The following is a 17,005-nucleotide window of genomic DNA, read 5'->3' as shown; positions in this document are numbered from 1 at the left end:
TCCTAGATGGTAAGCTTTACGAAACGTTTTGTCAAAGCAAAACGGTAAGCTGCTGGAAATTTGCCGTAAACTCTTATGACTTGCGACCCAATGACCACCACAGCTACGATCTAAAGGCAAGAAAGCAGTTTAAAGCAAGGAGCATTCGCAGCTCTAAACACAGAAAAATCCCGTTAACTTGAAGTTAACGGGATCCGGTCTATTCCATATTCGCTTAACCGCGTCCGGCACCGCGCAGAACGATGGAGTCCTCCACCTTGATGCAGCGATTCGTTACGGCTGTCATTCCGTTCTCAGCCGCAATCTGTACAGCCTCATCATTGTGAATGCCAAGCTGGAGCCACAAGACGTTTGCTTTGATGGCTGCGGCTTCACGAGCTACTTCCGGTGTATATTCGCTGCGACGGAACACATTCACAATATCCACGGGCTCGGGAATATCCGCGAGGGTTGCATATACTTTCTCACCAAGGATCTCTCCCTGTGCTTGTGGATTAACCGGAATGATCCGATATCCTCTGCTCTGCATAGCTTCTGCAACCATGTAGGATGTCCGATCCGATTTGTCCGATAAGCCGACGACTGCGATGTTGCCTGCCTTGCGTAAAAGTTGCCCAATTTCTTCGCGAGTTGGGTTGTTAAATTCCATGTTCAAGCACCATCCTTTTCTGCTTAAAGTGCGTGTTCAAAAAGACCAGTTTTCAGTACCGAGAAGATGGGATGAAGCTAGAAATGGAGTAGCGGAGCGTAGGGAAAACTACGTGAGCAACGGACATTTCGGCTGAATTCCATATTCGATGCTGATGATGCCGCTAGGCATCCTTCGTAATCAAAAGCGGACTTTTTGAACAACCTCTTAAACGTGTTATTTTACTCTTTTACCCATTGAACTGAGGCGCCAAGCGCCTGCAAATGATCAAAATATTGAGGATAGGACTTGGCTACGTGGTGTGCATCCCGAATACGAAGCGGCTCCTTGGAACGAAGGCCAACCACGGTCAATGCCATGATAACGCGATGATCGAAGTGAGCATTGATCTCTACGCCGCCTTCGACACCCTCCGGACGTCCGTGAACGATAATCTCGGCCTGACGCTCTTCCACGTTTGCCCCTGCCTTGCGCAGCTCGTTCAGGTAATCCGTAATTCGGTCACATTCCTTGTAGCGCAGGTTCTCTACATTATAAAACCGTGATGTCCCTTCCGCAAATACAGCCGCGGCTACCATCGCCAAAACAGCGTCCGTCGCTGCATCTCCGTCAAATTCTACGGCTTTCAATGTTCCGTTACCTTGTACATGTACCACATCATTCTCATGCGTGAGCGGCACTTCCATCATGCGCAGAACGTCAACAATTGCACGCTCTCCCTGTTTGCTCTGTTCCATCAGGCGCAGAATCTTCACATCCGATTGAGTAACCGCTGCTGCAGCCAGAACTGCAGCCGAACCAGGATAATCTCCTTGAACGGTATACGTCTGCGGTTGATAAGCCTGACCACCAGGTACGCGGAAAGACATGTAATCATCGCTCGCATGAATAACGATTCCTGCCTGTTCAAGCACTTCAAGTGTTTGACCGATTACCACTTTGGACTTGAGGTCGTTTAAAACTTCAATAGTGCTGTCTTCTGCAAGAAGCGGAGTAACAAAAAGCAATGCGCTCAGATACTGGGAACTTACTGATCCGGACACACGGATATGCCCGCCCTTGGCATTACCACCTTTGATCGTGATCGGCAGTCGTCCTTGTTCATGCTGCACTTCAACACCAAGCTGGCCAAGAGCATCAATCAGGTCGTCATGCGGACGTTTACCGAGTGAGTCCGGATAGGTATTCACAAAGGTAACTTCAGGACAGAGCGCGGTTACACCCATCAGGAAGCGAAGCACTGCACCTGCGTTGCCTACGTTTAACTCGCGCACATCACGAGGATGGCTGCCGAAGCCTTGAATGACGATCTTGCTGTCATCTTCTTCTAGTACGGCTCCAAGATCACGGATACATCTGCGCATCGCATCACTGTCTTCGCTGTGGGCCGGATAATGAATTGTACTTGTACCTTCTGCCAATGCTGCTGCGAGCAGATAGCGGGTAGTGTAGTTTTTGGAGGAAAGGGCTCCAATTTCCCCATTCAGTGTAGGGGTTGGTTTAACAATTACGTCCATGGATGAAATTCTCCTTCATTGATCAGATTAATCTGCTTTATATATTTGTTACAATTAAAACGAAGTCGATTCGCCAAATTGACATCCCCCACATAGCTTGGGTATCATTATAGGCGTTAAGTCCATACAGAAAAGAGGACCTGAATGATGACTCAAATAGCTGAAATAGAAACATCCGAGCTGCGTCGCCGCCTGCAGGCAGGAGAGAAGCTTCAGATGATAGACGTTCGTGAGGACGAGGAAGTCGCGCAAGGCATGATTGAAGGAGCCAAGCATATCCCGCTGGGACAAATTCCGGACAGATTGTCCGAAATCGAAAAGTCCGGCGAGATCATTCTGATCTGCCGCAGTGGTTACCGCAGCGAGCGTGCCGCCGAGTACTTGCAGCAGCTTGGTTATGCAGGCTGCACCAACATGGTTGGCGGCATGCTGCAATGGCAGCAGGAAGACTAAGTGATCTGGAGCAGGAACCAAACACAGCGTTATCAGGAATCGCAACAAGCCAATTCACCCTGTAGCTTTTGGATTCCGCTCCGCTACAGTCAGTTTTAAACGGGCCATCTGGCCCGTTTTGTTATATTCCCACTAAATCATTGCCCCTTATCATCTGCTTCACAGTTGTAATTCCCCCAATACTTGAGGTCATAATAGACATCAAAATGCAGCGAACACAAGCTTAGACGCGGTAATGCGCTAAAATAAGACGAGACACTTCAGCTGCGGATAACTCGGTTGTATCCACTGTGTAATGTGCAAATTTATATGCGTCCTTCCGTTCCTTCATAATGGTATGAATGCGCTCCTCTGCATTGCCTGCCAGAAGAGGACGTTTATCATCGCCGCTTACGCGCTGTACAATTGCTGCGGGATCCGCAGTCAGCGCAACAATCCAACCGTTCTTCGACATTACATCACAATTGTCAGAACGCAGTACCACACCGCCTCCGGTTGCGACCACCTGCGACTTCTTTTCCAGGACCGAACATAACATGCGGCTCTCGGCATCACGGAAATACGACTCACCTTTGCTTGTGAACAATTCCGGAATCGTACAGCCTTCCTCTTTCTCCACCGCGGTGTCCACATCGATCAGCTTGTAACCCAGCTCACGGGCGAGCAGGTCAGCTACCGTTGATTTGCCGGTTCCCATCATGCCTATGAGAATAATATTGTTAGACTTGCTCAAGGGTGTACACTCCTTTATCTCAAGCATTTCATGAGCGCTTTTGTCCTATCATAACACAGCCCTGCTAACGGGGGAAGGCCACAATAGGTCTGTTGGAAAACAGACGTATCATGAAAAATGACCCGGAAGCATCCGGCATACCGGAACTCCAGGCCATTCTTCAAGAAAGGGTGTCCCAAACGAACAGGGAGAGCACCCCAACCTCATATTAAAGCTGTTGAAGCTTCGAATGAACAAATATATATTATTCCATCCAGTTGTGATGGAAGCTTCCCTCTTTATCCACACGTTTGAACGTGTGAGCGCCGAAGTAGTCACGTTGCGCTTGCAGCAGGTTTGCAGGCAAACGCTCTGTACGATAGCTGTCGTAGTAGGAAAGCGCGCTGGAGAAGCCAGGTACCGGAATACCTTGCTGTACAGCAGCTGCTACAACTTCACGCCACGCATCCTGGTAGGATTCAACGATGTTTTGGAAGTATGGATCCAGAAGCAGGTTTTTGAGTGCTGCATCTTTGTCATATGCTTCTTTGATATTTTGCAGGAACTGCGAACGAATAATGCAGCCGCCGCGGAAGATCATGGCGATGTTACCGTACTTCAGATCCCAGCCATACTCGTCGGAAGCCGCACGCATTTGGGCAAAGCCTTGTGCGTAGGACACGATTTTACTTGCGAACAATGCTTTGCGTACACTTTCAATGAACGCTTTTTTATCGCCGGAGAACGCTTCAGCTTTCGGTCCGTTCAGGATTTTGCTCGCAGCAACACGCTCGTCCTTCATCGCGGACAGGAAACGGGAGAATACGGATTCCGTAATCATGGACAAGGGTACGCCCAGATCCAGTGCGCTTTGGCTTGTCCATTTGCCTGTTCCTTTTTGTCCGGCCGCATCCAGAATAACGTCAACCATGGGTTTGCCGGTTTCCGGATCGTATTTGGAGAAGATATCTGCCGTAATCTCGATCAGATAGCTGTCCAGTTCGCCTTGATTCCACTCTGTGAAGATTTCGTGCAATTCCTCAACGGAAACATTCAGAACGGATTTGAGCAGGTGGTATGCTTCACCAATCAGCTGCATATCTCCGTATTCAATACCGTTGTGTACCATTTTAACGTAGTGTCCGGCACCATCCGGTCCGATATATGTACAACAAGGATCGTCACCAACCTTGGCGGAGATGGCTGTCAGAATCGGTTCTACCAGCTTGTACGCACTTTCCTGTCCGCCCGGCATAATGGAAGGACCTTTCAATGCGCCTTCTTCACCGCCGGATACACCGGTACCAATGAAGCGAATGCCTTTTTCCTCCAGCTCTTTGCTGCGGCGCTGGGTATCAGGGAAGTAGGCGTTCCCTCCATCAATAATGATGTCGCCCTCATCCAGGTGAGGCAGTAATTGTTCAATGGTTGCATCCGTCGCTTTACCGGCTTGTACCATGATCAAAATTTTGCGCGGGGATTCCAGGGATGCCACGAACTCTTCAATGGAGAACGTGCCTGTGAGGTTTTTGCCTTCAGCTTCTTTCAGAAGATCATTGGTTTTCTCCGGGGAACGGTTAAATACCGACACCGTGAAGCCTCTGCTTTCAATGTTAAGGGCCAAATTTTTGCCCATTACTGCAAGTCCAATGACACCGATCTGTTGTTTTGCCATCTGGGTCCTCCATCCTTTGCTCCAATTAATTTTATTGAAATTTACTCTCAACAATATCCCCATTTTAACGGTTTTACGCATGGAAGTGAACCCCGCACCCATGCTGCGCAACGAGAAAACACCCCAAATATCTGAGGTGTTCATCGTATTTTCATAAATACGGTCTTCGGGCTCAACCTTCGAGCATCAGCATGTGCCCGGATAGACGCTTTAATGTCTCTCGGCAGATGTCTGCTTTCTCTGTATTGTCCATCTGAATGGCAGCGTACAGACGCTCCAGTTCATCATCAATTTCCATCCGCAGGAGCATGAGACGCTCCTCCCCTTCTCGCGATAGAAACATCTCTTCCATCTCCTCCGCCGTCGGCGCGGGTTCCTTTTGAAAAATGACACGCTGTTTGAATCCGGAAACTTCCACGAGACGTATAACCTCACCAAACAAAATGTTCTCCACCGTCATCTGCTGATCCTTGAAACGTTTAACGACAGCATGCCCGCGTGTATCCCCTATCAGCTTCTCAAGCCATTCTGCCAGCTTGGCGTCCTTAATGATGTAGTCGCCTGTCATCTTGTAGTTCCCGCTGCGTGTCTGTTGAAAACGGAGCTTCACCAGCTTGCGCCCGGTGCGGACAGACAGAATAAAAAAGGATTCATCCTCGCTCCAATATAGTGAATACCCTTCACGAATAAGGTCTTTGATCAAATTTTGGATATGCCGACGGTTGAACCGCAGCTCCAGATTGCAATATTCAACTTCATAACTCTTATTCACGGCACTCCCCTCCATTTGTACCGGATGTGTTACCGGTCCTCTTCTTCCAGTGCTTTTTTCATTGCTTCTTCCGTATCGGCTTACCCTATTTTATACTTCATTTTATGTAAGGGTACTTGGTTATTTGACTATTTTTCATCGAATCCTACAGTGGAATCGATGTTTCCGCAAATGCACAGGGGCAAGCCCCCGAATTTCATGATATACTGGACGCGAAATGGAGGAATACAGATGAATTTCTCGGGTTTTAACGCCAACGATTTTTATGTATTTCAAGTTACCGGGTTCGAGCCGAACATTTATAAACAGTAACCATGTTCTGAATGTTGTGGCTTGCATATAGCAAAAGGAGTTCCAACACCGGATTCAACCCGGTATAGGAACTCCTTTTTATGTTCATTTGGCAGGTGCTGTTCGATACGGTCTTCGCGATAACACAAAATGCACAACCGCAAGCCCCGCCATAACAACAGCACTTCCGATAAATGGAGCCGGGTGGCTGATGTGATCCCATAACAACCCCGAAACGATGGGGCCCACAACCATGCCGGACCCCTGAAGGGTGAGGAAAAATCCCCAGATGGCCCCTCGCTCCCCCTTCGGTATGAGAGTAGCCACGAAGGTGTTCCAGGCAGGTAAAATCATGGCATAACTAACCCCTACCATCATAACGATGCCGAAAACAATCGGAATGGATGTAATGGACGCAAAGGCAAACAGACTTGCAGAGGCGAGTAAAAAGCCCATGTGCAGAAATATCGATGTCCCGAATCGATCCACCATTTTACCCACTGGAAGCAGGGCAATCACCGTTATACCGCCGCCTGCGATTAACAGCAGACTATACAGGTTTGGTGAAATATGAAGGTCAGTTCGGGTATACAACGTAATAACCGGACTGAGAAGGCCTATAACAAAGGACTGCATAAACAGGGCAGGGTATACCAGCGGATTGACATTAAGCGTGCTGCGCACCCGCTGCAAGGTCCCCTGTACACTGTTTTTGAGCCTGATTAAAGGTGTAAGCAGATGAGGCTTCGGCGGGTATTTAACCGCTTTTGCGGTCGTTTCCCCTACTGTATGCTGTTGTTCTTCCACCACCACCCGTCCTGGTAGAATCATGGCGACCAAAATAACGAGGACGGCACAGCCAAGAAGGACAAGAAATACGGTACGATAATCGTGGTCGGTACGCTCAAGCAGCCAGTTCATACCGATCGGTCCAAGTCCCGTTCCACCCAGAGCGGCCATTTCCAGCGCCCCCATGGCTGTTCCGTTTTTGTTTTGAGGTCCTGACAGGGCGGTCACCCCCGTCATGGCACAGGGCCAGAGCGGTGATGTCCCCACACCAAGAATCAGACAGGCCAGAGCCAATCCAAATGCACTTTTGAAAAATAAGATCATGAGTACCGCAATCAATGTACAGATCAGGGCCGTCACCATCGTTGCACGAAAACCGATGCGTTCTGCTGCCCAGCCCGATGGTGCCCTGAACAGATTGTCACCCAGGTATTGAAGGGCAAAGGCTACACCAATCACCCCTGCGGACAATCCCAAAATATTATCCATATACACTGGCAGGACGGCCACCAGCAGTGCTCCTTTAATCACTTCAACCAAGAAAAGCGTTAACCACATCGCGATGAAAAATGGTGATCGCAAAATTTTGACTGGTTTGATGTCTGTCTGCATTTCTTATTCCCCTTTCGGTCTTCACCGGCCCATCACCTATCCATACTGTAACCGTCAGGGATACGCCCAAATCTTAGCAATTTGAAAATTTGTCAAGCCTACCGCTTGCATTCGGTTCCTAATTTGCTATACTCATCTTTGTTTGACATTTTATCAGGAAAGGTTGTGACAGCACTGATGGATCACCGCCGTACGCCGCTGTTTACCGCTTTAAAAAACCACGCGGCACTCAATCCGGTGCAATTTCATATCCCGGGACATAAAAAAGGATTGGGAACGGATACCGAATTTCGTGAATTTATCGGCGATAATGCCCTCTCCATAGATTTGATCAACATCGCTCCGCTGGATGATCTTCATCAGCCAACCGGTGTCATTGAGGAAGCGCAGATTCTGGCAGCCGATGCATTCGGAGCCGATCATACCTATTTTAGTGTGCAAGGCACAAGCAGTGCAATCATGACTATGATTCTGTCGGTATGCGAACCGGGTGACAAAATTATTGTGCCCCGCAACGTTCATAAATCGGTCATGTCTGCCATTATTTTCTCAGGAGCGAAGCCTGTATTCGTATCTCCCGCACAGGATGCCAACCTCGGTATCGATCACGGCGTGACTACAGGTGCTGTACGACGTGCGCTTGAGCGTCATCCGGACGCCAAGGCATTGCTGGTCATTAATCCAACGTACTTCGGTGTATGTACAGACCTAAAAGAGATTGTTGAACTCGCACATAGCTACCAAGTGCCTGTACTTGTGGATGAAGCACATGGCGTACTCATTCATTTCCATGAGGAACTGCCGTTGTCTGCAATGGCTGCCGGAGCGGATATGGCTGCAACAAGTGTGCACAAACTTGGCGGTTCCATGACACAGAGTTCCGTGCTGAATCTGAACACCAAAAACGGATTCGTGAATCCGCAGCGTGTACAGACCATTCTCAGTATGCTGACTTCTACGTCCACTTCGTATATCTTGCTTGCTTCACTTGATACGTCAAGACGCAATCTGGCGCTGCACGGTCACGAAATGGCGCAAAAGGCCATTGATCTGGCCCAATTCGCGAGACGTACCATTAACGATATTGACGGTTTGTACTGCTTCGGCAAAGAACTGCTCGGTACGGAGGCAACCTTTAACTATGATCCAACCAAAGTAACCATTCATGTCCGTCATCTTGGCATCACAGGCTATGAGACCGAGAACTGGCTGCGTGAACATTACAATATTGAGGTCGAGCTCAGTGATATGTATAATATTCTGTGCCTGATCACTCCTGGCGATACGGATGAATCGGTGGACATCTTGCTGAACGCACTTCAAGATTTGTCCCGTACGTATTATCAGGTTAACCCTGCACATGAACTTGTGGTTAAGGTTCCTGACGTTCCACAATTGATGCTCACGCCGCGTGATGCATTCTACGGGGATACGGAGGTCATTCCTTTTAAAGAATCTGCAGGACGTATTATCTCTGAATTCATCTACGTATACCCGCCTGGAATTCCGATTCTGCTGCCGGGTGAGGTTATTACGCAAGAAAATATTGATTACATTATCGACCATGTAGAGGTTGGATTGCCTGTAAAAGGCCCCGAAGACCGCAGTGTCACCAATGTCAAAGTCATTGTGGAAGCAGATGCGATTTTCTAAGGGATTACTCTAATGATCCTACCCCATGGGTAATGATATCGAAGGACCAAGCTCCGGCTTGGCCCTTTTTTGTTGCTTTTTAGAGCAGAAAACAAACAAAAGACCCCTTGAGATCAAGGAGCCCCGTTGTTCTATTGCATAAGAAAGATTACTCTTGTCCTGCGACGAGCTCGTTGTATGCCGCTTCAACGCGGTTCCACTCGGCTTCGTCTTCAATATTGTAGAGCACCATTTCCTCGTCTTCTTCTTCCATACGCAGAATGATGCCGTCAGCTTCAGGATTGTTACGTTCCAGTAGGAGCGCATAAACATGGTTTTCCACGTCAAACGTCTCCACCAAAACCATCTCCACGTCATTTCCGTTCTCGTCTGTCAGAGTCAGAAGAACTTCTTCATGCTCGTGGTCGTGGTCATGGTCGTGACCGCAGCCGCAGGCATCGCCGTGTTCATGTGTGTGATCGCTCATTGATATACCTCGCTTTGTAAATAGAAATTGTGTAACCTTGCATATCGTAACATGTTCACAAGGCTAGGTCAATTTACTCAGCAACGTTATTTTTCGCCTCATTCGTTCAGTGCGGTAATGATTTTCTCTGCAACCAGAACGTAGTTGCTGTTTGCATTTTCTTTAATATGAAAACCAACCTGGTATTTGCCAGCACGACTGAAATCATACGTAAAATCGTAAGTCCGGAACCAGAAATTATCTTTCTGGGTTTTAAGCTCCTGGGATTGAATATCCTTCACCTGGCCACTCGGATTGGTAATTGTCACCTTCACTGCAGCCACATCCGTTGTTAAGCTGTCCACTTGAGAAAACACATTGAATTTCAATTTGCCAACGTTCACGTTGCCAAATACGGTGTCTCCCTTAAACAGAAAAATATGTACATTCGGCTTAATCACCGTTACTCGCTTGTTGCTGTTATCCCATTTGGCGATCCCCCCTGCTTCTCTCACAGGTACATAGGTCGTTCCATCAATCAGATAACCTCCGTCAGCTGCTTCCTTGCCATTGATGAGCACCCGAATCTTTTCGTTTACGGAATCCGCAAACAATAAAGACCCGCCGAGCAAGGAGAATACCGTGACACACAGCAATATTCTTTTCCATTTCATTCCGTCAATATTCCCTCCCCTGCTGCAAGCTGTTGTACATTTATACTGCAGGTTCAACTACAAAGTTGCGCTGTTTTTCATCATTTTTCATTTTTTATCCAGAAAATTTCCCATCCCTTGGAACAATCAAAAAGAGGCCCTCTCCTTCGAGAACGCCTCTGTCGTATGGTTATTGTAAATGCGATCTTATACGAATTCCTTCTGGGAAACTTTAGCCTGAAAAGAGATTAGGAAGTCGTGTGCCGAGTCAGGATGCAAGGAACGCCTTTCCCTACGGCTCCTGCCGTCCGCATGCGTGCAGCGTATTCCATGCCTCGTGTACAGGGTGTCTTGCATCGCTCGCACACATCTGAAGTGACCAATTTCATGGACACACGGAGTTTGTCACTCTTCAACGCTGGTGCTTTTTTACCTTTGGCCTTTGCCATCCCGGATTCCCCATTTCCGCAAGTGCTTACTAATGTAGTGCATCATATGGGGATTCGCCCGGTTTGGTGTCAATGCCGAACGACTATTCTTGCGAAATCGTTAGATAAAGCCACCGTTTACACGCAGTGTCTGCCCGGTGACCCACTGCGATTCAGGGCTGACAAGAAAAGAGATGACACTTGCAATGTCCTCCGGTTCGCCCAAGCGACCAAATGCATTCATCTTGCGCAGCCCTTCCAGCTGCTGTTCTGTCTTACCAGCGGCAAACAGTTCCGTATTCACCGGACCAGGTGCCACTGCATTAATCGTAATCTGTTTGGAGCCGAATTCCTTCGCGAGCTGACGGGTAAATTGCTCCACTGCACCCTTGGTACCTGCGTACACGCTATATCCGGGAAACATCTGGCCAATTACGGAGGTGGAAAAGTTCACGATTCGTCCTCCGATTTCCATGATTTTCAGAGCTTGTTGACAGGCAAAAAACGTTCCCTTCACATTAATCGCAAATTGCTGGTCAAACTCCTCCTCGGTAACGTCCGCCAAAGGTGTTGTTTTCATCACTCCTGCGTTGTTGATCAGAATATCCACTTTGCCCAGCTGCTTCACCGTTTCGGCAAATAAGTGCTCCACGTGATTCTTTTGTGCCAGATCTGCGCGGATCGTGATCGCACGGACACCCTTTTGCCGAGCTAGTTCTGCCACTTCTTCTGCCTTGTCTGGACTGCTCGCATAGTTGATGACGACATCTGCGCCAAGATCAGCGAGCTGCAGTGCTATAGCCCGTCCAATTCCGCGTGATGAACCCGTGACGATGGCAACTTTACCTGATAAATTTGTCATGAGATTACTTCCTCCCTGAATTCAGATGAAATACACCTTGCTCAATCAGCAACCAAACCTGCTCGAATTCCTCATCAATGGTCTCACGATGCCATTCATACGCATGTGCCGGATGATGAAAGCGCGCTGTTGCGTGTAAAATTCCTGCAGCAACCTTGTTCGGTTTCGGGAAACGAAGCTGCTGGTCCTGCTGTATAATCTCGGCGAGATGCTGTGTTAACTGCTCCACATGTCTGTAAATGAGTTCTGCCGATTCCTGTGTAACCTTGGCATACATATCAAATAACTCTGTGTCTGATTCTGCATAGTGCCGTTTAAGGTGATTTAAGGTTTTGATATATTTTTTGAGATGTTGTATTCCTTCTCCAGCTTCAGTCTGTACGCTTACGACCTTCGCGAGTGGAGCGATAATCTCATCTTCCAACCACTGTGCCGTTACACCTTCAAGCAACTCCTTCTTGCTGGCATAATGCCTGTAAATGGTTCCATGGCTGACTCCAAGCAATTTGGCTACATCTGTAACGGAGGTTTTGGCAGCACCAAAACGCCGGATGGTTTCCTGCGTGGCTGTAATGATCTGCTCTTTAGTTAGAAATTCAGAAATTTTGTCTTTGGTCATATCCTTAAGATGGTTAAGAATAACCACCCATTTGTCACCTCCGTCGTAAAGTTAGACTATCACAGTTTATGACAAATGACAAATATTGATTTTTGTCATTTGTCATTTTTAATGATATGTACTTTTTCTAACAGCAAAAAGAGCCCAGCAATGGACTCTTCATCTGATCCTCTATTTATTCAGAAAACATACTTGAACAGTAAGAATAGGACAACCAGAATTCCTCCAAGAATCAGCCAGTTGCTAATTTCCCACCAAATGCCTTTACCTCCACCCGATATAAGCTGTTTTTCACGCTCCTGATGACGCTGGCTGTGTGTTTCTGTCTCTGAGGCATGCGGTGGTTTGCTAAAATCCATCATATACATTCCCCTTTCCAGCAGCTATGTTCCGCCTTTAAGTTCCATTATAACCCAGAATTGAGTTAAAGAATTAATTAATCTCATAGTAGATTCTGTTATCTATTCAGCGGATAACTCATTCTCTGTAACCCATTTATGATTTTTCACCAGATCTCCTCCAGTTGTCGGAATGTAATCCACCATATACACTGTCGTCTGTTCAGCGGAATCAACGGTGGCTTTCGCCCCTTTCATACCGGGCATGTGATCGGCATCCAATACAACCTCTGCTCCAACTTTAGAGGGCTCGTCGTTGGGCTCCTTCATTTCCTCCTGGATCACCCACTTGTGATTCTTCACCGGCTCTCCTCCCGTTGTCGGTGTATACGTAACAGCATAAACGGTCGTTTCATATGCTCCAACAATCGTGGCGGTTGCCCCTTTCATACCGGACATATGGTCGGCACTCATGATAACCTGGCTGCCAACCGGATATGTAGGATCCACCTTTTCCATAAGCCCTTGCGGCAGCTCTCCTGAATCCGAATGGTGCATTTCTCCTGTAGTGGCTGTATGACTGTTATTGCTGTCTCCGCTGCCATTGCTGCTATTCTGTTCCGTATTTTTACCGCAACCACTTACTATCAGACTTCCGGTGATCAGTAGAGATACCATCATCATTACGTACTTTTTCATCTCAACTCTCCTTTGAAATACGAATTTAGATACTTATAATATACCCCACGTGGGTATATTTCAACCTTCAACCTTCAAGGTTTACTCTCCGGCCCCCATAATAAAAAACACCTTCAACTCTGTCCTTTCCCCTTTTTGCAACGGTAATGGGACAGACATTTGAAGGTGTTCTTAGTTCGTATTGATTGTTACGCCATCTCCAGAGTTACATTTACATTGCCTCTGATTCCTTTGGAGTATGGGCAATAGTCATGGGCAAGTTTGACAAATTTCTGTGCGGTCTCTTCATCCAAACCCTCGATTTTCACTTCCAGCTCCACTTCCAACTTTACTCCGTTGTCCGAAGGATCTGTAACAAGCATCACCGTTGCAGATACGGTGCTTCGCTCAATTTCCACATTGTGTTTCTTCAATTGAAATTCCAAAGCAGAGTTAAAGCATGCACTGTATCCAGCTGCAAACAGCTGCTCCGGATTCGTAGCCGTAGTCACTTTACCACCAAGCTCCGGCGGTGCAGCTACATCCAGCATAAATACGTTATCTGGTGATTGTACGATCCCTTGACGTCCACCTGTATTGATTACTGTCGTTTCATATAGAGTTTTCATTGTAATTTCTCCTCTTCGTCATTGATTTTATTTGATAAAATAATCTCGTTTATTAATTGTTTGCAATTTGATTGTACACAATTTAATTTTGTTTGTAAATAATTATTTTGTTATAAAAAAAGAAGCCACCAATTTGGCGACTTCAACACTTCGTTTTCTTATTTTATTGTCTCTGAGTCTGATTCAAGTTTTTTTGTGAATTTTCGAAACAAATAAGAAAAAAGCCCTTGCTACGCAAGGGCTTTTCGTTATGATCTGTAGTGGGCTCGAACCACTGACCCCTACCCTGTCAAGATAGTGCTCTCCCAGCTGAGCTAACAGATCATGATAACCTATTCTGTTCGAATGAAGTAACAGTATCATACCAAGTAAACGCGTACAATGTCAATGGTTTATTGGTTATATTTTGTGGAGATTGGAGCACACTAAGGAATGATTACCATTTCATTAAAGAGGTGACTCCTATGCCACACGCAAACTCCCATGAATCCTGGACCCATTGCAAAAAATTGGGCTTCATTCTCCCCCTCACCATACTTATTCTCGTGATCTCCGGATGCAGTCTGGAACGGGATGAACATACCGTGCGATTTCAACAACTACAGCAACCGAATGTAACGGATGACTTGCCTGTTTGGCTCGATGTCTACTCGAAATCTGTCCATGAAGAGGTCTATTCGCCTCAGGGAAACAGTGAACTTTTGCCCTGACACTCTTGTTATCACTCATCCTCATCCCACTTTCTGGAGTAGGCTTTCTTGGTTACGTAATATAATAAAGCGATCATTCCGGCAGACATCAAGAGTGTAATGGTCATAATTCCTGCCACGCCCATCCTCTTCGCCCCTCTCCCAATATGTTCCAGACTCAACTATACAGGAAAAGCGATTTTTTGTATAATGCAGTCTGATATGTCGCTCAAGAGCAGAAAGAAGGAATGGAATTGGCAGCCGAAATTAGTTATGTAACGACAGATGAACAGCTCCAGCAAGCATTGGGCATCCGCCATGACGTTTTTGTCATCGAGCAGCAGGTGCCTGCCGAGATTGAAATCGATCAATTTGATGTCATCAGTCCTGATGTACATCATGTTTTATTAAGTACGGACGGAAAGACTGTAGCTACAGGACGACTTATCTATTACAGCAAGGATACAGCCAAAATGCAGCGAATTGCTGTGCTTCAATCCCACCGTTCATTCGGTTATGGACGTGTACTCCTGCTAGCCATGGAAGAGCGGGCACGGGAGCTTGGCTTGACTTACTCTGTACTGGATGCGCAATGTCAAGCCCAGAAATTTTATGAGAAGCTCGGATATGAAGTGATCTCGGAGGAGCCTTTTTATGATGCCGACATTCTGCACGTACGCATGAGAAAGAGTCTGTAAACCCTATCCTTCAGTGAATCTTACGTGTTTACAAGTGTTCTACGATGTCATGCATACTTTTCTTCGATTCGGACAGGCTAAAGGGGAACTCAAATTCTCATTTCCTCAGATAAGGAGTGTGACATGATGAATCAGACGACACGTGAGAGCTTCACAGCAGTACAAAAAAATGGTGACGGTGATCTGACTGGCTTTCAAACCTCATCTGGACGCATACTTGATTATCAACAAGCGCTGGCAGAAGTACAGGCAGGAGCCATAGCAGGTGTGAATGTGTTTAAAGGCAAGGACGGGGAAATGTACATTCGCGGCGATGCGGACGGCGACCCGACCAACAATCTAGATCAACTCCCCACTTTCTGAATATATGAACGATGTGCAATAACGAAGCAAGCGCCAGTCCGCATCCCGGATTGGCGTTTTTTCATTTCGCAATAAAGTTTCCCTAGTATTCCAAAAAATATTTGACGGCATCTCCGGCAGGCTGACTCTTGCGAATCGGCTGCGGATCCTGTTCCCATGCCTGCAAGATTTGTATTCCTTCCAGCGTGGACTTATTGGCCCAGTTAATATGCTGTCTGCGCTCCAGTTCAAGCAATGATTCGCGAATAAGATCCCGGCTTCGCCCCGTCTTGTTCTCGAGCTCATCCATTCGAGGCATACGTCGTCGCTGCCCGGCATAATTAACGATAATTCGTAAAATCTTCCGTTCAAAATCGTTTAACATATGCCCGCCTTCCCGTCCTTATGAAGGATAGGACGCCATGCCAGAATACCTTGCTCCAGGAATGTCCGGGGTGATCCATCTGCTCCTGCGGATGCTCGGATTCTCCCACCTCGCACACTGTTAATACGAATCTGACGCTGCGTAATATGTCCTGCTCGATCCATGTACACGAGTTCCACCATCTGGCCAATATATTTCCCCAGCATAATCATCCCTCCAATAAGAACGTTTGTTTGTATTCCTTATTATATGCGAACATAAGTTCTTTATTCAATGACTAAAAAAAGGATTTTATACAGCAAAAAACCAGGCTTGTCCCATCAATCAGAGATGCCTGGCTTTTTTTTATTTTTTAGTGTCGATCCGATTCACTGAACTGCACCTTTTTTAACTGCTGCGTAGACGGATTAAAATCAACATTGACATACACAGCAAACTCTTTGCCATCCTTGCCCCGCACCCATAACTTAAACTGCTCCCGGGATTGGTTGGCTGTCAGCGATGTACGTCCAATATGCTTGTAATCCAGTATGTCCACATTATATTTGGTCTGCGTTTCTTTTACCGCGATGATTCCCCACTTCGCATAATCCGGAATGGGAGCCGCTGAACTGGTGGCTAGTCCCGACAAACTCAGCATAATCGTCAACAGTGTAACGATAAGTAATCTCATATCAATCACTCCTTGGGGCTTGTTTCCGTTAGCCTGCCCATGGGAGGATGATTTTACACGATCAGTCGAATGATTAACGTTACAGGATGCTGAACCCAGCGAACAATCTGGAGGATCGTTTGATGCCGATCCAGGGGAGGATTGAAGCTTATTCCCCAGTCACCTGACAATACATGATTCGTGGGGTCCGGATCGGACGGTGCATCCAGCCCATACTTTTTCTTTAAGGCTTCCCTCGTTTGTTGATCCACTTCGACTTCATGATGAACATAAGCAGAGACCTGCTCCACATGAAGAAGTAAAAGTATACCTATCGTAAATACAGCGATAAGCCAACGTTTAAGCAAAACTTGTCCTCCTTTTCATTGCCCTCAGCGAAAATCCTCAATGACTCTAATTGTAACCCTAATACATCCCCAATGGAAACTAGATCCTGAATCGGA

Annotated in this window: 23 protein-coding genes and 1 tRNA gene; 5 read left to right on the top strand and 19 right to left on the bottom strand. The window is 46.9% G+C overall.

Features of this window, described 5'->3' with window-relative positions; translation table 11 throughout:
• Positions 1–214: 214 nt before the first annotated feature.
• Both ABIC22_RS18625 and aroA read right to left on the bottom strand, forming a co-directional pair.
• On the bottom strand, positions 215–649 hold the full coding sequence (locus ABIC22_RS18625; protein ID WP_095290193.1) for a CoA-binding protein: 435 nt from the start codon (positions 647–649) through the stop codon (positions 215–217).
• Between the two features lie 221 nt (positions 650–870).
• Positions 871–2,166, bottom strand: coding sequence for a 3-phosphoshikimate 1-carboxyvinyltransferase (aroA, locus tag ABIC22_RS18620; protein ID WP_127537840.1), 1,296 nt, complete (start codon positions 2,164–2,166; stop codon positions 871–873).
• A gap of 147 nt (positions 2,167–2,313) precedes the next feature.
• Here aroA and ABIC22_RS18615 point away from each other — a divergent pair, with 147 nt between their 5' ends.
• Entirely contained in the window at positions 2,314–2,619 is a 306-nt protein-coding gene (locus ABIC22_RS18615; protein ID WP_095290189.1) for a rhodanese-like domain-containing protein, read from the top strand.
• A 223-nt stretch (positions 2,620–2,842) separates the two neighbouring features.
• Here the strand turns inward: ABIC22_RS18615 and ABIC22_RS18610 are convergent, their stop codons facing one another.
• From ABIC22_RS18610 to ABIC22_RS18595, 4 genes are all read right to left on the bottom strand, one after another.
• Positions 2,843–3,352, bottom strand: a complete 510-nt coding sequence (locus ABIC22_RS18610) for a shikimate kinase (protein WP_227779834.1) — start codon at positions 3,350–3,352, stop codon at positions 2,843–2,845.
• Between the two features lie 244 nt (positions 3,353–3,596).
• Complete coding sequence (gene gndA / locus ABIC22_RS18605) at positions 3,597–5,006, bottom strand: NADP-dependent phosphogluconate dehydrogenase (RefSeq protein ID WP_127537839.1); 1,410 nt, start codon at positions 5,004–5,006, stop codon at positions 3,597–3,599.
• A 172-nt stretch (positions 5,007–5,178) separates the two neighbouring features.
• Entirely contained in the window at positions 5,179–5,778 is a 600-nt protein-coding gene (locus ABIC22_RS18600; protein ID WP_127537838.1) for a hypothetical protein, read from the bottom strand.
• 396 nt (positions 5,779–6,174) lie between these two features.
• Positions 6,175–7,470: an MFS transporter gene (locus tag ABIC22_RS18595; RefSeq protein ID WP_354482973.1), complete on the bottom strand. Its 1,296-nt coding sequence runs from the start codon at positions 7,468–7,470 to the stop codon at positions 6,175–6,177.
• A gap of 177 nt (positions 7,471–7,647) precedes the next feature.
• Here ABIC22_RS18595 and ABIC22_RS18590 point away from each other — a divergent pair, with 177 nt between their 5' ends.
• A complete protein-coding gene (locus ABIC22_RS18590) occupies positions 7,648–9,123 on the top strand; it encodes an aminotransferase class I/II-fold pyridoxal phosphate-dependent enzyme (RefSeq protein ID WP_095290184.1) in 1,476 nt (491 codons plus the stop codon).
• Positions 9,124–9,271: 148 nt separating this feature from the next.
• Here ABIC22_RS18590 and ABIC22_RS18585 read toward each other — a convergent pair whose 3' ends face one another.
• The 9 genes from ABIC22_RS18585 to ABIC22_RS18545 all read right to left on the bottom strand — a co-directional run bounded on the left by ABIC22_RS18585 (position 9,272) and on the right by ABIC22_RS18545 (position 14,099).
• Complete coding sequence (locus ABIC22_RS18585; protein WP_095290091.1) at positions 9,272–9,589, bottom strand: DUF1292 domain-containing protein; 318 nt, start codon at positions 9,587–9,589, stop codon at positions 9,272–9,274.
• Between the two features lie 98 nt (positions 9,590–9,687).
• Positions 9,688–10,242, bottom strand: coding sequence for a stalk domain-containing protein (locus ABIC22_RS18580; RefSeq protein ID WP_183521784.1), 555 nt, complete (start codon positions 10,240–10,242; stop codon positions 9,688–9,690).
• Positions 10,243–10,469: 227 nt separating this feature from the next.
• Positions 10,470–10,670: a hypothetical protein gene (locus ABIC22_RS18575; protein WP_095359404.1), complete on the bottom strand. Its 201-nt coding sequence runs from the start codon at positions 10,668–10,670 to the stop codon at positions 10,470–10,472.
• Positions 10,671–10,770: 100 nt separating this feature from the next.
• Entirely contained in the window at positions 10,771–11,511 is a 741-nt protein-coding gene (locus tag ABIC22_RS18570; protein ID WP_354482970.1) for an SDR family oxidoreductase, read from the bottom strand.
• Between the two features lie 4 nt (positions 11,512–11,515).
• A complete protein-coding gene (locus tag ABIC22_RS18565; RefSeq protein ID WP_430198843.1) occupies positions 11,516–12,130 on the bottom strand; it encodes a TetR/AcrR family transcriptional regulator in 615 nt (204 codons plus the stop codon).
• Between the two features lie 179 nt (positions 12,131–12,309).
• Positions 12,310–12,492 carry a hypothetical protein gene (locus ABIC22_RS18560; protein ID WP_354482965.1) on the bottom strand — a complete coding sequence of 61 codons (183 nt, stop codon included), beginning with the start codon at positions 12,490–12,492 and terminating at the stop codon, positions 12,310–12,312.
• Between the two features lie 99 nt (positions 12,493–12,591).
• Positions 12,592–13,167, bottom strand: a complete 576-nt coding sequence (locus ABIC22_RS18555; RefSeq protein ID WP_127537834.1) for a YdhK family protein — start codon at positions 13,165–13,167, stop codon at positions 12,592–12,594.
• 188 nt (positions 13,168–13,355) lie between these two features.
• Entirely contained in the window at positions 13,356–13,775 is a 420-nt protein-coding gene (locus ABIC22_RS18550; RefSeq protein WP_095290080.1) for an organic hydroperoxide resistance protein, read from the bottom strand.
• 251 nt (positions 13,776–14,026) lie between these two features.
• Positions 14,027–14,099, bottom strand: a tRNA-Val gene (locus ABIC22_RS18545).
• Positions 14,100–14,239: 140 nt separating this feature from the next.
• Between ABIC22_RS18545 and ABIC22_RS18540 the strand changes: the two genes are divergently transcribed.
• The 3 genes from ABIC22_RS18540 (at position 14,240) to ABIC22_RS18530 (ending at position 15,525) form a co-directional block, all read left to right on the top strand.
• The gene (locus tag ABIC22_RS18540; protein WP_127537833.1) at positions 14,240–14,485 is read left to right on the top strand and encodes a hypothetical protein; all 246 of its coding nucleotides are present in this window, start codon (positions 14,240–14,242) and stop codon (positions 14,483–14,485) included.
• 233 nt (positions 14,486–14,718) lie between these two features.
• On the top strand, positions 14,719–15,162 hold the full coding sequence (locus ABIC22_RS18535) for a GNAT family N-acetyltransferase (protein ID WP_354486020.1): 444 nt from the start codon (positions 14,719–14,721) through the stop codon (positions 15,160–15,162).
• 126 nt (positions 15,163–15,288) lie between these two features.
• Positions 15,289–15,525, top strand: coding sequence for a DUF3892 domain-containing protein (locus tag ABIC22_RS18530; RefSeq protein ID WP_095359408.1), 237 nt, complete (start codon positions 15,289–15,291; stop codon positions 15,523–15,525).
• 82 nt (positions 15,526–15,607) lie between these two features.
• Here ABIC22_RS18530 and ABIC22_RS18525 read toward each other — a convergent pair whose 3' ends face one another.
• The 4 genes from ABIC22_RS18525 to ABIC22_RS18510 form a co-directional block, all read right to left on the bottom strand.
• Positions 15,608–15,889, bottom strand: a complete 282-nt coding sequence (locus ABIC22_RS18525; protein ID WP_174818689.1) for a hypothetical protein — start codon at positions 15,887–15,889, stop codon at positions 15,608–15,610.
• Positions 15,883–16,095: a hypothetical protein gene (locus ABIC22_RS18520; protein WP_127537831.1), complete on the bottom strand. Its 213-nt coding sequence runs from the start codon at positions 16,093–16,095 to the stop codon at positions 15,883–15,885. Before ABIC22_RS18520 ends, ABIC22_RS18525 begins: the two co-directional genes overlap by 7 nt.
• A 146-nt stretch (positions 16,096–16,241) precedes the next feature.
• On the bottom strand, positions 16,242–16,562 hold the full coding sequence (locus ABIC22_RS18515; RefSeq protein ID WP_127537830.1) for a DUF3889 domain-containing protein: 321 nt from the start codon (positions 16,560–16,562) through the stop codon (positions 16,242–16,244).
• 53 nt (positions 16,563–16,615) lie between these two features.
• Positions 16,616–16,909 (bottom strand): hypothetical protein, encoded by a 294-nt coding sequence (locus ABIC22_RS18510; protein ID WP_127537829.1) that lies wholly within the window; start codon positions 16,907–16,909, stop codon positions 16,616–16,618.
• Positions 16,910–17,005: the final 96 nt, after the last annotated feature.

Source organism: Paenibacillus sp. PvP094, from assembly GCF_040546835.1.
Classification (GTDB): Bacteria; Bacillota; Bacilli; order Paenibacillales; family Paenibacillaceae; genus Paenibacillus; species Paenibacillus illinoisensis.
Note: the sequence above shows the minus strand (reverse complement) of the source record. Positions and strands in the feature narration are given on the sequence as shown.

What these genes read in the sequence shown, in the direction of transcription:
- ABIC22_RS18625 (WP_095290193.1), bottom strand. Translation starts at nt 649, where the DNA reads ATGGAATTTAACAACCCAACTCGCGAAGAAATTGGGCAACTTTTACGC.
- aroA (WP_127537840.1), bottom strand. Translation starts at nt 2,166, where the DNA reads ATGGACGTAATTGTTAAACCAACCCCTACACTGAATGGGGAAATTGGA.
- ABIC22_RS18615 (WP_095290189.1), top strand. Translation starts at nt 2,314, where the DNA reads ATGACTCAAATAGCTGAAATAGAAACATCCGAGCTGCGTCGCCGCCTG.
- gndA (WP_127537839.1), bottom strand. Translation starts at nt 5,006, where the DNA reads ATGGCAAAACAACAGATCGGTGTCATTGGACTTGCAGTAATGGGCAAA.
- ABIC22_RS18595 (WP_354482973.1), bottom strand. Translation starts at nt 7,470, where the DNA reads ATGCAGACAGACATCAAACCAGTCAAAATTTTGCGATCACCATTTTTC.
- ABIC22_RS18590 (WP_095290184.1), top strand. Translation starts at nt 7,648, where the DNA reads ATGGATCACCGCCGTACGCCGCTGTTTACCGCTTTAAAAAACCACGCG.
- ABIC22_RS18585 (WP_095290091.1), bottom strand. Translation starts at nt 9,589, where the DNA reads ATGAGCGATCACACACATGAACACGGCGATGCCTGCGGCTGCGGTCAC.
- ABIC22_RS18580 (WP_183521784.1), bottom strand. Translation starts at nt 10,242, where the DNA reads ATGAAATGGAAAAGAATATTGCTGTGTGTCACGGTATTCTCCTTGCTC.
- ABIC22_RS18575 (WP_095359404.1), bottom strand. Translation starts at nt 10,670, where the DNA reads ATGGCAAAGGCCAAAGGTAAAAAAGCACCAGCGTTGAAGAGTGACAAA.
- ABIC22_RS18570 (WP_354482970.1), bottom strand. Translation starts at nt 11,511, where the DNA reads ATGACAAATTTATCAGGTAAAGTTGCCATCGTCACGGGTTCATCACGC.
- ABIC22_RS18565 (WP_430198843.1), bottom strand. Translation starts at nt 12,130, where the DNA reads ATGACCAAAGACAAAATTTCTGAATTTCTAACTAAAGAGCAGATCATT.
- ABIC22_RS18560 (WP_354482965.1), bottom strand. Translation starts at nt 12,492, where the DNA reads ATGATGGATTTTAGCAAACCACCGCATGCCTCAGAGACAGAAACACAC.
- ABIC22_RS18555 (WP_127537834.1), bottom strand. Translation starts at nt 13,167, where the DNA reads ATGAAAAAGTACGTAATGATGATGGTATCTCTACTGATCACCGGAAGT.
- ABIC22_RS18550 (WP_095290080.1), bottom strand. Translation starts at nt 13,775, where the DNA reads ATGAAAACTCTATATGAAACGACAGTAATCAATACAGGTGGACGTCAA.
- ABIC22_RS18540 (WP_127537833.1), top strand. Translation starts at nt 14,240, where the DNA reads ATGCCACACGCAAACTCCCATGAATCCTGGACCCATTGCAAAAAATTG.
- ABIC22_RS18530 (WP_095359408.1), top strand. Translation starts at nt 15,289, where the DNA reads ATGAATCAGACGACACGTGAGAGCTTCACAGCAGTACAAAAAAATGGT.
- ABIC22_RS18525 (WP_174818689.1), bottom strand. Translation starts at nt 15,889, where the DNA reads ATGTTAAACGATTTTGAACGGAAGATTTTACGAATTATCGTTAATTAT.
- ABIC22_RS18520 (WP_127537831.1), bottom strand. Translation starts at nt 16,095, where the DNA reads ATGCTGGGGAAATATATTGGCCAGATGGTGGAACTCGTGTACATGGAT.
- ABIC22_RS18515 (WP_127537830.1), bottom strand. Translation starts at nt 16,562, where the DNA reads ATGAGATTACTTATCGTTACACTGTTGACGATTATGCTGAGTTTGTCG.